The sequence below is a fragment of the Luteibacter sp. RCC_6_2 genome (assembly GCF_041360655.1).
Taxonomy (GTDB): domain Bacteria; phylum Pseudomonadota; class Gammaproteobacteria; order Xanthomonadales; family Rhodanobacteraceae; genus Luteibacter.
Window position 1 is genome coordinate 173393 of sequence record NZ_JBFUPQ010000004.1, and the last position, 14090, is coordinate 187482.

General features: G+C 68.8%; 12 protein-coding genes. 10 read left to right on the forward strand and 2 right to left on the reverse strand.

Going from position 1 to position 14090, the window contains the following annotated elements:
- The 6 genes from AB6730_RS05660 to AB6730_RS05685 are packed head-to-tail and all read left to right on the forward strand — an operon-like array spanning window position 1 to window position 6523.
- On the forward strand, window positions 1–822 hold the full coding sequence (locus tag AB6730_RS05660) for a class I SAM-dependent methyltransferase (protein WP_371022676.1): 822 nt from the start codon (window positions 1–3) through the stop codon (window positions 820–822).
- A gap of 2 nt (window positions 823–824) precedes the next feature.
- The gene (locus AB6730_RS05665) at window positions 825–2027 is read left to right on the forward strand and encodes an amidohydrolase family protein (protein ID WP_371022677.1); all 1203 of its coding nucleotides are present in this window, start codon (window positions 825–827) and stop codon (window positions 2025–2027) included.
- Entirely contained in the window at window positions 2024–2722 is a 699-nt protein-coding gene (locus AB6730_RS05670) for a class I SAM-dependent methyltransferase (RefSeq protein ID WP_371022678.1), read from the forward strand. Before AB6730_RS05665 ends, AB6730_RS05670 begins: the two co-directional genes overlap by 4 nt.
- Window positions 2723–2740: 18 nt before the next feature.
- Window positions 2741–4252 carry a radical SAM protein gene (locus tag AB6730_RS05675; protein ID WP_371022679.1) on the forward strand — a complete coding sequence of 504 codons (1512 nt, stop codon included), beginning with the start codon at window positions 2741–2743 and terminating at the stop codon, window positions 4250–4252.
- Window positions 4253–4265: 13 nt separating this feature from the next.
- Window positions 4266–5399: a glycosyltransferase family 4 protein gene (locus tag AB6730_RS05680; RefSeq protein ID WP_371022680.1), complete on the forward strand. Its 1134-nt coding sequence runs from the start codon at window positions 4266–4268 to the stop codon at window positions 5397–5399.
- Window positions 5396–6523: a glycosyltransferase family 4 protein gene (locus AB6730_RS05685; protein ID WP_371022681.1), complete on the forward strand. Its 1128-nt coding sequence runs from the start codon at window positions 5396–5398 to the stop codon at window positions 6521–6523. Before AB6730_RS05680 ends, AB6730_RS05685 begins: the two co-directional genes overlap by 4 nt.
- 340 nt (window positions 6524–6863) lie before the next feature.
- Here AB6730_RS05685 and AB6730_RS05690 read toward each other — a convergent pair whose 3' ends face one another.
- Both AB6730_RS05690 and AB6730_RS05695 read right to left on the reverse strand, forming a co-directional pair.
- Window positions 6864–8075 (reverse strand): nucleotidyltransferase family protein, encoded by a 1212-nt coding sequence (locus AB6730_RS05690; RefSeq protein WP_371022682.1) that lies wholly within the window; start codon window positions 8073–8075, stop codon window positions 6864–6866.
- A gap of 7 nt (window positions 8076–8082) precedes the next feature.
- Window positions 8083–9555, reverse strand: a complete 1473-nt coding sequence (locus AB6730_RS05695) for a radical SAM protein (RefSeq protein WP_371022683.1) — start codon at window positions 9553–9555, stop codon at window positions 8083–8085.
- Between the two features lie 176 nt (window positions 9556–9731).
- Here AB6730_RS05695 and AB6730_RS05700 point away from each other — a divergent pair, with 176 nt between their 5' ends.
- From AB6730_RS05700 to AB6730_RS05715, 4 genes are all read left to right on the forward strand, one after another.
- Window positions 9732–10775: a serine kinase gene (locus AB6730_RS05700; protein ID WP_371022684.1), complete on the forward strand. Its 1044-nt coding sequence runs from the start codon at window positions 9732–9734 to the stop codon at window positions 10773–10775.
- Between the two features lie 2 nt (window positions 10776–10777).
- Complete coding sequence (locus tag AB6730_RS05705) at window positions 10778–12478, forward strand: ATP-binding cassette domain-containing protein (RefSeq protein ID WP_371022685.1); 1701 nt, start codon at window positions 10778–10780, stop codon at window positions 12476–12478.
- A 95-nt stretch (window positions 12479–12573) separates the two neighbouring features.
- Complete coding sequence (locus AB6730_RS05710; protein WP_371022686.1) at window positions 12574–12774, forward strand: hypothetical protein; 201 nt, start codon at window positions 12574–12576, stop codon at window positions 12772–12774.
- A gap of 60 nt (window positions 12775–12834) precedes the next feature.
- Window positions 12835–14013, forward strand: a complete 1179-nt coding sequence (locus tag AB6730_RS05715; protein WP_371022687.1) for a diguanylate cyclase — start codon at window positions 12835–12837, stop codon at window positions 14011–14013.
- Window positions 14014–14090: the final 77 nt, after the last annotated feature.

Genomic DNA, 14090 nt, shown 5'->3' on the forward strand with positions numbered 1-14090 from the left:
ATGCCGCCCCCGCGAGGGCTCGACGAGGCGCAATTGCTCGACACGCAGAAGGCGTTCGACAGCGTGGCGGCGGATTACGACGGTCCGCGCGGCAACAACGAACTGATCCAGCGCATGCGCGGCACGATGTGGACGACGATCGCCCGGACGATGCCGGCGGGATCGCGGCTGCTCGACCTTGGTTGCGGGACCGGCCTGGACGCCGTCGAGTTCGCCCGGCACGGTTACGAGGTGGTGGCCAGCGACTGGTCTCCCGAGATGGTCGAGCGCACGCGTGCGCGGGCCGAGGCGGCGGCACTGGGATCGAAGGTGAGCGCCGTGCACCTCGGCGTGCAGCAACTCCACATGCTGGGCGGCCGCTTCGATGGCGTCTACTCGAACTTCGGGCCGCTGAACTGCGCGCCCGACCTGCGCGCCGTCGCGGATGAATGCGCGCGGCTGGTGCGTCCCGGTGGCAGCCTCGTCTTCTCGGTGATGGGCCGCCTCTGTCCATGGGAAGCCGGCCACTACGCCATGCGCCGCCGCTTCGGCCGGGCTGGCGTACGTCTCGCGCGCGGGGCGCAATCGGTGGGCATGAATGGCCACACGATCTGGACGTACTACTACATGCCGCGTGAGTTCTATGCGGCGTTCCAGGAGCATTTCGTGCTGGGCGGCTATCGCGCACTGAGCCTGTTCCTGCCGCCGCCCTACATGGTCGAGCGCTATCGCCGCCGCCCCGGCTGGTACGAGCGGCTCGGCCGCATCGACGACCGTTTCGGCGGGCTGCCCTTGCTGCGCGACATGGGCGATCACTTCCTGATCGTGATGCACCGGCGCTGAGGGTGGACGCCACGCTTTCCGGCGCCGCCCTGGTGACCGTCGCCGGTGCCGTGCGTTCGCCGTTGCATTTCGTCGGCGGTCGCATCGGTGCACGCGCCGGCAAGGTTGGTTTCCCGGTGGACCTGCGCGATCACCTGGTCTTTCCGGGCCTGATCAACGCCCACGACCACTTGCAGGTGAACTGCGTACCGCCCCTGGGTGCGACCGCGCCGTTTCCGAACAGCTACGCGTGGATCGAGGCGTTCCAGGCGCACTTCACAGAGCCGTCCGTGGTCGACGCCCTGGCGATACCCAAGGAACGGCGGATGCGCCACGGCGCGCTCAAGAACCTGCTCGCGGGCGTCACCTGCGTCGCACACCACGATCCGTGGCATCCCGCGCTGGATGCCGCGGATTTTCCGGTGGCGCTGCTGCGCGACCACGGCTGGAGCTACACCCTGGACGGCCCCGCCTACGGGCCGCCCGTGCAAGCCAGCTTCGCCGAGACGCCGTCCATGCATCCGTGGATGATCCACCTCGCCGAGGGAACGGATGCCGTGGCCGCCGCCGAACTCGCGCGGCTCGACCGGCTTGGCTGCCTGGCCGCGAACAGCGTGCTCGTGCATGGCGTGGGCATGGGGGAACAGGACATCGACCGGGTGATCGCGGCGGGCGCGTCGGTTGTGTGGTGCCCGGGCAGCAACCGCCGCCTGCTCGGCCGAACCCTCGATCCACGTCGTCTGCATGCGGCGGGACGGCTCGCCCTGGGCAGCGACTCCCGCCTCAGCGGCGCACGCGACCTGCTCGAGGAACTGCGTATGGAGGACTTGCTCGGCACGCTGGATCGGCGCGCCTTGCTCGACTTGGCGACCGAAGCCGGCGCGCGCGTGCTTCGCCTTTCCAGGCGGGGCCGGCTCGAGCATGGTTTCGTGGGTGACGCGGTGATCGTGGAGGATCGCGGCGGGGACGAGGCGGACTGCCTGGTCGGCCGGCGACGCGCCGATCTTCGCGCCGTGATACGCGACGGCGTGCCCCGTATCGCCGATCCCGACTTCGCCGGCTGGTTCGCCGCCGCCGGGGTCGAGACGGTGCCGGTGACGCTGGACGGCAAGGAGAAGTTGCTCGCCCGTGAACTGGCCGATCCGGACCTGCTCGCGCTCGAACCGGGCTTGGAGCATGTACCGCTGGCGACGCACGAGAGACAACCCGCGGAGATTTCCCCATGAGCGTCACGCCCATCCTCGAGCCGTCGGCCGCGTACGCGCTATGGGCCGGCAGCTATCCCTCCCATGCGCACAATCCCGTGATGCTGGCCGAGGAGCGCGCGATGCTCGGCCTGTTGCCGACAGACTTGCGCGGACAATCGGTGGTCGATGCCGGTTGCGGCAGTGGCCGCTACATGCGGCACGCGGTGGAGCGTGGCGCGGCCCGCGTGCGCGGCGTCGACCTGTCACCGGAGATGCTGGAGCGTGCCGCCGCCGCGCTCGCCGGCACCGCAGCGCCCGCCTCCGTCGAGCTGGGGCAGGGCGACCTGGAATCCTTGCCGCTACCTTCGGACGAGGCCGACATCACGCTTTGCGGCCTGGTGATCGGACACCTCCGGCGACTCGAGCCATCGCTTGTGGAGCTGCGCCGGGTGACCCGTCCCGGCGGCCTGATCCTGTGCAGCGACGTGCACCCCACGGGCCACGCGCTGGGCTGGCTGCGCGACTTCAAACACGGCGGACAGCGCTATGCGGCGCGTCATACCCCGCACCTCTACAGCCATTGGCACGCGGCCTGCGCGCGCCTCGGCCTGCTCATCGAGCACGTGCTCGAGCCGATGCTCGATGCCGCGGACATCCCCGAGGGCGCGCACTTCGACCGCGTGGCCCTCGACGTGCCCGTCGCGCTGGTATTCCAGCTGCGCCGGCCTTCCTGAATCCATGCGACCGCCTCCATGACCCACGCCCCGAACACCCTGCTGGTCAATCCGACGATCACCTCGCGCGGTAGCGCGCGTTTCCCGTTGTCACTGCTTCATCTGGCCGCGGCGCTGGACCGCGGTGGCACGAGCCGCGTGGTGGATGGAAACATCGATCGCGACGTCGTCGCCGCGACCTTGCAAGCGATCGAAGCGGAACGCTTCGATGCCGTGGGCATCAGCGTCATGGGCGGTCCACAGATGGAACCGTCGATCGCCGTGTCGAAGGCGATCCGCGAACGGTTCCCGCGGATGCCCATCGTATGGGGCGGCTATTTCCCGACCCTGTACACCGATACCGCGCTTTCGGCGCCTTACGTGGATTACGCCATCCGCGGGCAGGGCGAGGAAAGCCTGCCCGAACTGATGGTTGCGCTGGGCCGGCCCGACCGCGATGTCTCGCGCATCGGCGGGCTGTCCTGGAAGCGCGACGGCGACATCGTGCACAACCCTGGTCGCCGCTTCTCGCTCGGCGACAGCGGCATCGTGTTGCCGTACGACAAGCTGGGCGATCCACGCCGATACCTGGCGCCGACCTTCCTCGGCCGGCGCACCGCCGCGCACCAAGCCGCCATCGGCTGCCGCTTCCGCTGCACGTTCTGTGGGGTGGCGGCCATGTTCGGCGGCACGACGGCCTTGCCGGCCGTGGCCCGCCTGGAACGCGACCTGAGTTATCTCAAGCATGGGCTGGGGGCCGATTCGATCCAGTTCTTCGACCACAACTTCTTCGACCGCGAAGAGGACATGGTCCCCTTGCTGGAAGTGATGGCGAAGCTGGAGCTGCCGTGGTGGTGTTACGCCCGTTCGGATGCCTTGCTCAACCTTTCGGAAAGCTCGTGGAAGTTGGTGCGCAAGAGCCGCCTGCGCATGGCCTACATCGGCGCGGAATCCCCCAGCGGCGCGATGCTGAAGGAAATCCGCAAGGGCACGCGACCCGACCAGACCCTCGAAGTGGCGGAGCTGTGCCGCCGCCACGGCGTGATTCCCGAACTGTCGTTCATGGTCGCGCCGCCGCAGAACACCGAGGAAGAGACCTTGCATACCTTCGAGTTCATCCGTGAACTGAAGAAGATCAACCCGCAGTCGGAAATCATCGTCTACATCTACACGCCGCTACCGGAAAGCAGCAAGCACGAGAAGGATCGCGGCAAGCGCGCCTCCACGCCCTTGCTCGACCTCGATGGCGAGCCGGTGATCTTTCCGGCGACGCCGGAGGAATGGACGGAGAAGCGTTGGGTCGATTACGCGTGCCATGCGGACGCCCCCTGGCTGACGGACGACCTGCGCCGGCACATCCAGGACTTCGTCACCGTGCTGCGCTGTCGCTTTCCCACGGTGCAGGACCTGCGCTCGCCACCCTGGGCCAAGCGCGGTCTCAGCGCCATGGCGTCCTGGCGTTACCGCCGGCGCAAGTACGACAAGCCGTGGGAGCTGAATCTCGCCAATCGCCTGGTGCGCCTGCGCATGCCGCAAGTGTCCGGCCTCTAGGGGAGCGCGTCGCATGCACGCCGTCCTGGTCAACTTCCTGCCCGCGCCCGCGGAACTCGACGCCGCCGCGATCTTCGCGCGCTGGCCCTCGCTGGCCGACATCGCCGAGGCGATCGCGAGCGGAGGCACGCGGGTATCGGTCGTGCAGATGGCGGGGTTCGACGGACGTGTGACGCGCTCGGGTATCGGCTACCACTTCGTCGATAGCCGGGGCATGCGTGGCGCGGGAGACCTCGGCCGGTCGGCGGCGAGTATCGCCGCCGAGCTCGGGGCGGACATCGTGCACGTGCATAGCCTGGCTTTCGCACGGCATGCGGCGGCGCTGGCACGCTGCCTTCCCATGCTGCCGGTCGTCCTTCAGGACCACGCGGACGGCCTGCCTTCGCGATGGCGTCACCTGCCGTGGCGGCGATGGTACGGCGCGGCGGCGGGCATCGCCTTCACCTCGCTCGACCAGGCGATGCCGTTCACGCGGCGGCGCTTGTTCGGCAGGCATACGCGCCTGCTGGCGATTCCTGAAAGCAGCAGTCGCTTCACGCCGGGCGATCGTCGCCAAGCGCGTATGGTCACGGGCCTGCATGGCGATCCCTGCGTGCTTTCCGTCGGCCACCTGGCCGTGGGAAAAGATCCATTGACGATGCTCGACGGTATCGCCAAGGCCAGCGAGCGCTTGCCCGGCCTGCAACTGTGGTGCGCATATGGCACGGCTCCCTTGTTGTCCGCCGTGCGCCGGCGGATCGAGGGCGATGCACGTCTTGCCGGCCGGGTCCACTTGCTCGGTGCCGTGCCGCATGCGGATATCGAATCGCTCATGCGTTCGGCGGATCTCTTCGTCTCGGCGAGCCTCGCCGAAGGGTCGGGTTACGCGTTGCTGGAGGCGATGGCCTGCGGACTTCGTCCCGTGGTGACGGACATTCCTTCGTTCCGCGCCATCTCCGGTGACGGGCGCATCGGCCGTTTGTGGCCTCGCGGCGACGCCGCCGCATTGGCCGAGGCGCTCGTGGCGGCGTCCTCCGACGTCGCGGCATCGGACACATCGAGGGAGGAGGTGCGCGATCATTTCAACGCTGCCTTGTCGTTCGACGCCCTCGGCAGGCGGTGGGCCGAGGCATACCGCCAAGTCGCCGGTGGAAAGGGCGCCGCATGAAGATCGCGATAGTGCTTCCCGGTGGCGTGGACCGGGGTGGCGAGCAGCGGGTGATACCGGTGTTCCTCGCCCTGATCGGACGCCTCGCGAGGACGCATGAAGTGCATGTATTCGTACTGCACCAAGAGCCCGCGCCGGGGACCTGGCCACTGCGCGGCGCGACGATACATAACATCGGCGAAGGCCGCACGGTATGGCGTGCCATCGCCGCGATCCGTGCCGAACATCGATGCACACCCTTCGACGTGGTCCAGTCGATCTTCTCCGGGCACTGCGGCCTGATCGGCGTCGTGGCGGCGAAATCGCTCGGCCTTCCGGCCCTCGTGCACATCGCGGGTGGCGAGTTGGTGGCGCTGGACGCCATCGGCTATGGCGGAAGGCGCAAATGGCGTGGACGGTTGCGCGAGGCGGTGATCTTGCGCGTGGCGAACGTCGTGACCGCCGCGAGTAACCCGATCATCCAGGCCCTGGGCGCCTTGGGCATTCCGGCGAAACGCGTGCCGCTAGGTGTCGACACGGACACGTGGAAGCCGCTGGAGCCACGGCCGCGTGACGACGCGCCGCCGAAACTGATCCATGTGGCCAGCCTCAACCGGGTGAAGGACCAGGCGACCTTGTTGCGCGCGTTGGCGATCCTGGCCAATGCGGGAGTGGACTTCGAGATGCGGATCGCCGGCGTGGACACGCTGGACGGCGAGATACAGGAACTGGCGCGTTGCCTGGGCATCGAACGGCGCGTCACCTTCCTCGGTTTCCGCACGCAGGCGGAACTGCGGCCGCTCATGGCCGCGTCCGACCTGCTGGTGATGTCGTCGTTGCACGAGGCGGGGCCGTTGGTCCTGTTGGAGGCCGCCGTGGCGGGCGTGCCGACGGTGGGTACGGCCGTCGGCCACATCGCCGAATGGGCGAACGTGGCGGCGTTGGCGGTCCCCGTAGGCGACGCCGATGCGCTCGCCGATGCGATGGCCCGCGTGCTCGACGACGAAGCCTTGCGCATGCGCCTGGCCAGGGAAGCGCAGCGCCGCGCGCTGGCGGAAGATGCCGATCACACGGCGGAGTTCTTCGAGGACATGTACCGCATCGTCACGGCCATCGATCCCGCCAAGGCAGGCAGCGTCCGTTAGGCGAGGCTTTTTTTTCGGTGGGAGCCGCTTCAGCGGCGATCCCGCGGCAGCGGGCCAATTTCACGCACGGCTCGGTTTCGCCCTCGCATTCGTTATGCGCGTGGCGGGGGAGCTGCCGGGTGGGGTTGTGCGCGTGGCGGGGGAGCTGCGGGTGGGAAGCGGGCCGGCCCGCGAGTCCTCGATCTTCTTGCCGGCGAAGGAAGCCTTGCCGTAATCGGGCGAGGCTTTCCACCGCTCGCTCGGTTGCGATGCACAGCCTCATCCGCTCGACACAGGGTGGCGAATCGCGGGCCAGCCCGCTTCCCACCCGGGTGAGGGAGACTTTCGCAAGAACCTTTGTTTATCCCGCCACGACCGCATCGAGCGCCTTGCGCACCACGTACAAGGTATCCATGCGCGGTACCGGACGGGTGAGCCAGGTGAGGAGGCGGCGGCGGTGACCGAGGCTGACCCAGCTCTGCCCTTGCAGCCAGACCTGGGTCCGGATCATGTCGGCGCGTTCCTTCACGCCTTCCTCGGTCGGTCGAAGCCGGTTCTTCAGGCAGCGGCCGGCTTCGCCGAGCGAGCGCGACCATTCGACGCCGGGGAGGGCGTGCAGCCAGAGGTTGGAGCAGGAGACATGGGTGAGCGTCTGCCGGCGCGCGGCCATGCGTAGCAGGAGCGGGCAATCGCGGCGGAGTCGCCGGAGCACGTTCTTCGGCACCGCCCCGGCGTAATAGCGCGCGACGAGTTCGAGCGGCGGCAGCGCCCACCAGGGACGCTCGCCCGCCCAGAGTACGGCCCAGTCGTCCGGCCGCATGCGCGTGGCGAGCAGCGCGATGTCGTTGAGGTGGAGCAGGCGCAGGCTGCGACCGCACATGTTGCCCGCGGCGTGCAGCAGCAAGTGGCTCATCAACGCGCCCGGCGACGGATAGGGTTGGATGCCGGGGCGGCCTTCGCATGGGCGGATGGCTGGCGTGATGTCCACCGTGTCGAGTGGCAGGCGTTCGTGGATGCGGGTATGCAGCTCGATGTTGATCGGCGTGTCGCGATGTTCGCCCAGGCCGGCGATCGCGTCGCCGTCCGATGGCTTGAACACGCGGTGTTTCCACTGCGCGAACGATTCCTCGTAGCCGATCGCGAGCAGCATGCGGGCCGTGGCATCCGCGTCGGCCTCGTCCACGAGCAGGTCCACGTCGGCCATCGGCCGGTCGCCCGGCACGTACAGGCCGAGCGCATGCAGCGCGGCGCCCTTCAGCGCGACCATCGGCAATCCGGCATCGCGCGCGCCTGCATCGATACGATGCAGCAAGGCGGCGATCCGCTCGTGGCGCTGGATGACGTGCTGGCGCTGGTCGACGAGGAAACGCCGCCACGAGGGCCGTTGCCAGGTGGAGAAGCGGCAGAGCAGGGGCGAGACGCCGTGGGCGACGGCGGCGGCCGAGGCGAGCCGCCACTCGAGGTCGGTCCAGTCCGGCATGTCGGTGCCGGGCTGGGCGAGGGCGAGTTCGGCCGCCAGCGTTTCCGTGGTGCGGCGCAGGCCGTGCTTGACGAGTTTCAGTGGCGGCAGCATGGCATGCTCATGCGAGGGGGAGGGCGACGCCTTGCGACGTCACGGTGGAAGGGAAGGTCGGCGCTTCCGTGCGGTGCGCCCGCTCGCCGGCCAGCAACGCGTTCCAGCGCAGGCCCAAGGACGCCTCGGCCTCCGCATCGGCCGCACCTTGTCGCAGCGTCACCTGGTCGTGCAGCAGGTTGCGGAACTGGCGGTAGAAATCCGAATCGTAGGCGCCGCGAAACATCATCGCGAGGTCGGCGCTGTCGTCCCAGTGCGTCTTCGCGCCGAGCTGCGCCTTCACTTCCTCGAAGAACTTCGTGCCGGGGAGGGGATAGGACACGCTCACGCCGATGTCGTCGGGTGCGGCCAGTTCCACCAACTCGCGGGTGGCCAGCAGGTCGTCGAGCCGTTCACCGAGATAACCCAACTGGATGAAGAAGCCGACGCGGACGCCGTGCGCGCCGAGGCGTCGCCGGGCGGCGACGAGGTCGGGCACCTTCGTGCCCTTCGTCATGCGATCGAGGACGCGCTGGCTGCCGCTCTCGGCGCCGATCCACGCTTCCCTGCATCCTGCTTTCGCCAGCGCGGCGGTCATGCGCTCGCTGGTGAGGTCGGCGCGTGTCTGGATGGTGAAGGGGATGGAACCGTCGCTGGCTTCCAGGTGCATGGCGAACTCGCTCACCCAGTCGACATGGAAACCGAAGATGTCGTCCGCCATCCAGACATGGTCCGGCGCGAAGGTACGCTTGAGATAGGTCATCTCGGCGGCGACTTCCTCCGCGGGTCGCTGGTTGTAGTGGTTACCCCAGATCGGCTTGGCACACCAGTTGCACCGGAACGGACAGCCACGGGAGGCCGCCATGTTGAGGCTGAAGTAGCCATGCCGGTCCTGCCAGAACGCGCGGTACCGGTCGACGTCGAGCAGGTCCCACGCCGGTTGCCCGGCGATGCGCGGGTCCGGAGGCACGGCGCCGATGCGGGTGACGCGGGTCGTGCCATCGGCGATGCTGGCCACGCCGGGAAGACCCTCCGTCCACGCCGCGGGATCGATGTCCGGCTGGCGCTGGAGACGCTCGACGAGCGCGATCAAGGCGCCGATGCCTTCGCCGATCAGCACCGCGTCCGCGCCGGCGGCGAGGAAGGGCTCCGGATGATCCGAGGCATCGGAACCGGCCACGATGACCCGGGCCCCGTTCGCACGCGCCTCGGCGATCATCCGGCAGGCCGCGTCGCGCATGCGGCCGAGGCACATTTTGGTGAGGAAATTGAAATTGTCCTCGTAGAAGACCACCAGGCCGGGCCGCGCGCGTTCCAGCGTCGCGGCGTAGTCTTCCACGCCGTCCGCCAGCATCGCGTCGAACAACGTGACCTCGTGTTCCATCCGGCGTAATAGCGCCGCGATCTGGATCGTCGCCAGTGGCGGATAGGGCTTGCCACGTTCCCACTGCTTGCTGTCGTAGCGCAGGAAGTAGGAATGGCCTACCTGGATATTCAACATCGGTGACGAGCCTCGGACTGAACCAGGGGAGCGCGGTGCCGGGACGCCGCGATGGGCGTAGGTGCCGTCGGGTGCCGGCGAGGTTGCGTCGACGCCACGGCGCGCATCGACAACCTTCCCGGTCCCGCGTCGCACTCACGCCCTCAACCGTTCCGGGCCGGGAAGATCGACAGGCGATGACGTTTTCGACCGATGTCCATGCACGAGACGTATCCGTCGCGGATCCGTTCGGCGAGCGCATACGCCCGAAGGTCTGCGTCCGCCGGCAGATCCTCGGTGGCCGCTTCCGCTTCGAAAGCGACAGCGCCGAACTGCTTGCCCTGGTGGATGCGGCGTACGGTGGCTTGCCGGAGCATCGCTTCTCCACGGTGTCGCCTGAATTCCGCGTCGAGTTGCGCGTGGTGCCGCGCGAGTCCGCGACCGTTCGCGACACGCCGCCCCCGGTGCGCACGCAGGCGGGCGCCGGCCTGCTCTGCGGCACGATGGACGAGGCGAACTACGTGGTGCTGGTTCCGGCGCAACACCGTGCCCTCGTCGTCGTGTCGCAGGACATGCTGGCGCATCCGTACCACGTGCGTTACGAGTTGATCGAATTCGCCGTCTTCATGCTCGCCGCCCGCGGCCTGAACCTCGTTCCGCTGCACGGCGCGTGTGTCGGACAGGAAGGGCGCGGCCTCCTTCTGCTCGGTGCGAGCGGGGCGGGCAAGTCGACGCTGGCCTTGCATGCCTTGCTCGACGGCATGGATTTCCTCGCCGAGGACGGCGTCTTCGTGCAGCCGGAAAGCATGTCGGCGACCGGCGTGGCCAACTTCCTGCACGTGAAGAGGGATGTGTTGCGCTTCATCGACGATGCGGCCGTTCGTGACTGGATCGAAACGTCGCCGGTGATCCACCGGCGCAGCGGCGTGGCGAAATTCGAGGCGGACTTGCGCGAAAGCGGCGGCCACCAGGCGCCGGCGCCCTTGCGCGTGGTCGGCGCCATCGTCGTGAGCGCCGAGATGGCGGTCGATCCCACGCGCCTGCTGCGCCGCCTGCCGTGGGAGCACGTGGCTTCGCTGCTGGCGATCGACCAGCCGTATGCGGCGGCACAGCCGGGGTGGGACCGTTTCGTCCATCGGCTCGGAGGGCTGGGCGCATACGAACTGCGCCGGGGCGGCCATCCTCGTGAATCCATCGCCGCGCTGCGTGCCTTGCTCGCGGCCGGTACACCGGGGCGTTGACGATGCTCAACGGCACGCGGTCCGCGGCGCCACCTTTGCACGCGTTGCTGCGTTCGCTGCCGCCCGGGGACCGTCTCCCGACGCTTGCCTATGTCGTGTTGTCGCTGGTGTCCGCCTGCGCGGGCAGTGTCGCGACCGTGCTCCTGGTCGCCTTGGTGCAGCCGTCGCACGCCTTGCCCCTGCCTGATCTGCCTCTCCCTGGCGGTGGAGTGGACGCGACGGCCGGCGCTTTCGCCCTCGTGACGGCGGTGTTCGCCGTGCTGCGCTGGCAGGCCTCCCGCCTGGGCGCGCGACTCACGGCACGCTATGGGTTGGGCCTGCGCCGGCGCGTGCAGGCACGGCTGGTGGACGCCTCGTTGCCCGCCTTGGCGAACGCGACATCCGCGGAAATCGCGAACGTGCTCACCTACAACACCGAGATCGTCGTACAGGGTTTCAGTGCCTTGCAGCAGTTGCTCGTCGCAGGCGTGACCGCGGCGGCGAGCCTGGCCGTCGCATGCTGGGTCTCGCCGGTGCTGGTGCTCGCCACGCCCGTGCTGGGCCTTCTCGGCCTGCTCGGTTCGCGTGCGTTCGGTCGCGAGCAATCGGAAGTGAGCCGCGCCTATGTGGCGGACATGACACGGCTGTTCTGGCATAGCGAGGATTTCCCGCGCCGCTTGCGCCACGTGCGTTCCTATGGCCGCGAGGACGCGGAGAAGGCGAGTTATGGCGGCGTGGCCGCGCAGCTTTGCGAGGGCTATGCGCGGCAACTGGAACTGATCGCCTCGGGCCGCCTCCTGCTGGAACTGGCGGCGGCATCGGGGATCGCCCTGGTCTTCGCGCTGGCCCATCGCCGGCATGGCATCGACGGTTCGTCGTTGATGGCCGTGTGCCTCCTGCTCGGACGCTTGCTGCCCTACCTCGTTTCCACGCGGCAGAGTTTCCAGCAACTGAGGTCGGCCGCGCCCGCCCTGGAGCTCTGGCAGCGCTATATGGGACTGGAGACCGAGGTGAAGGCGTCGACGCCGCCCACGGTGGTGCCCGGTGCCACGCTGCGCATCGAGCGCCTGCGGGTCAGCCCGCCCGTGGGCGGCCTCCATGTATGCGAGTTCGACCTGGTGCCGGGCGAGCTCACCCTCGTTTCCGGGGACTCGGGCATCGGCAAGAGCAGCCTCGTCGACGTGCTGGCCGGCATGGCGCGTCCCGATATATTCGTCGCGCGGCTGGGCAGCGAGGTCCTCGACTTCGACGCTTACCGGCAACTCGTCTCGAACGGGGCCTATGTCAGCCAGAGCGTTCGCCCCTGGCAGCACACGGTGCGCGAGTGCCTGCGTTGGGCGGCGCCCACGGCCGCCGACGCGTCACTGCGTGAGGCGCTGGCCGACGTGGGGCTCGACCGCCGCCTCGCCGGCGCGGGCCTGGATACCTCATTGGCCGACGCGTCGAGCCGTCTCTCCGGCGGGGAACTGCAACGCCTGCTGCTGGCCCAGGTGATCCTTCGCCAACCTGTCCTGGCGGTGCTCGACGAAGCGACCAGCGCGTTGGACGCGGCATCGGAGAGGGCCGTGCTGGCGGCGATGAAGCGGCGCCTGCCGCACACGGTCATGGTGGTGGTCTCGCATCGCCCGGGCCTCGCGGCGCTGGCCGAGCAGTGCCTCGTCATCGGCCCCGATCGCGACAGGGCCGCGTCGCCCGTGCGGTCCGTAGGCCGGGCGAGTGCGTGACGCCGGTCCGCCGCGCGACAGGCCCTGCCGTTCGGTCTATTGTTCCGTCACGTTCCGCGGCATAACGTCGGAGCCGACACAGGGGGGACCGGCCGATGCATACCACCGTCAGATACATGGCTCTCGTCGCGGGGCTGGCCGTCTCGCTGGCAAGCGGTGCCGCATGGGGGCCGGGCCGGCCGTCATTCGACGCCGTGGCCGCCGCGCACCGCGGCTATCCGTGGAACACCGATCCCTGTGGGCTGCACCGGCCGATCGTGGGGCTCTGCCGCATGCTGCGTCCGGTTCGCGGATAAGCGAACGCGCTTCCCCGCGACAGTTCGGCGTAGGATGGCTTGCAGGGCCACGAACGATCGGTGGGTAGCTGCTTGGAGCAGGATGTCTGGGAGCGCAAGTACCATCTTGCGCTGGAGCGGATGGAGCGTGACGAGCGCGATTTCCATGCGTTGCAGGAAGGGTTGCGCCGGTTGGCGTTGCGCCTCGCCGCGCTCGCCCGGGGTCGCGGCGACGACGTGGACCGGCTCCTCGACCGGCTGGCCGCCGAACTCCGCCACGTTCCTTCACTCGCGGCGCTCGAGCCGTTGCTCGAGGCCCTGGCGAAGGCCGTCACCACATCGGACGATCCTCCGCCGGCAGGCGGCGACCCGGATGCGGCCAGCATCGATGGATTGCGTGCCGACATAGCGCGCCTCCAGGAATTACTGGCGGCGGTAAGCCTGCGCCTGGGCGACATGACCCGTTACCTCGCCATCGAACTCGAACGGACGGGTGTCGAGGATCGCGAGGGCCGCGCGCTCGACGCCAGCGTTCGCGAGGAAATGCGCGCGCTGGGCGAGACGACGCTCGCCGCCGCGGACCTGGGCAGCCTGCAGGCCGAGGTCGCCGCGCGTCTCTCCCTCATCGACCGCCATTTCCGTGAATACCGCGAACGCGAGGATGCGCGCCTCGCCGCCTATCGCGATCGTGCCGAGCGCATGCGCGACCGGGTGGAGGAACTGGAAAACCAGGCGACCTCGCTACAGGACTCGCTGCGCCGCGAACACGAGCTGGCCTTGACCGACGGGTTGACCAGCCTGCCGAACCGCCTGGCCTACGAGCGGCGCGTGGCCGAGGTGGAGCGTGAGATCCGCGAACGAGGCGGTGCCGCCTGCCTCGGCGCCTTCGATATCGATCATTTCAAGGGCATCAACGATACCTACGGCCATGGTGCAGGCGATGCGGTGCTGCGAATCGTGGGGCAGACCCTGGCGCGCGAACTGGAAGGACGTGCGTTCGTCGCCCGCTATGGAGGCGAGGAATTCGTCGTGGTCTTCGCCGGCATGGACACGGACGAGGCGTGGGAACTCTCGCTCGCTTTATGCGCCACGGTGGAGAAGCTGGCGTTCCATGCCAGTTCCAGGCCCGTGACGGTCACCATGTCCGGCGGGATTACCCGCTTCGGCGTCGACGACACCTCGGCGGCGGCCTTCGACCGCGCCGACCGCGCGTTGTACGCGGCGAAGCGGGCGGGCCGGAACCGCTGCGTCCTGCTCTAGTCGCGCCTTTCACCGGCGCTGGATGCGGCAACGCGTCATAATGGTCCACCTCCGGTTCGCAAAGGGGTGACGCCACC

Coding starts and splice junctions, on each gene's coding strand:
- AB6730_RS05660 (WP_371022676.1), top strand. CDS start 1: ATGCCGCCCCCGCGAGGGCTCGACGAGGCGCAATTGCTCGACACGCAG.
- AB6730_RS05670 (WP_371022678.1), top strand. CDS start 2,024: ATGAGCGTCACGCCCATCCTCGAGCCGTCGGCCGCGTACGCGCTATGG.
- AB6730_RS05675 (WP_371022679.1), top strand. CDS start 2,741: ATGACCCACGCCCCGAACACCCTGCTGGTCAATCCGACGATCACCTCG.
- AB6730_RS05680 (WP_371022680.1), top strand. CDS start 4,266: ATGCACGCCGTCCTGGTCAACTTCCTGCCCGCGCCCGCGGAACTCGAC.
- AB6730_RS05685 (WP_371022681.1), top strand. CDS start 5,396: ATGAAGATCGCGATAGTGCTTCCCGGTGGCGTGGACCGGGGTGGCGAG.
- AB6730_RS05690 (WP_371022682.1), bottom strand. CDS start 8,075: ATGCTGCCGCCACTGAAACTCGTCAAGCACGGCCTGCGCCGCACCACG.
- AB6730_RS05695 (WP_371022683.1), bottom strand. CDS start 9,555: ATGTTGAATATCCAGGTAGGCCATTCCTACTTCCTGCGCTACGACAGC.
- AB6730_RS05700 (WP_371022684.1), top strand. CDS start 9,732: ATGACGTTTTCGACCGATGTCCATGCACGAGACGTATCCGTCGCGGAT.
- AB6730_RS05705 (WP_371022685.1), top strand. CDS start 10,778: ATGCTCAACGGCACGCGGTCCGCGGCGCCACCTTTGCACGCGTTGCTG.
- AB6730_RS05710 (WP_371022686.1), top strand. CDS start 12,574: ATGCATACCACCGTCAGATACATGGCTCTCGTCGCGGGGCTGGCCGTC.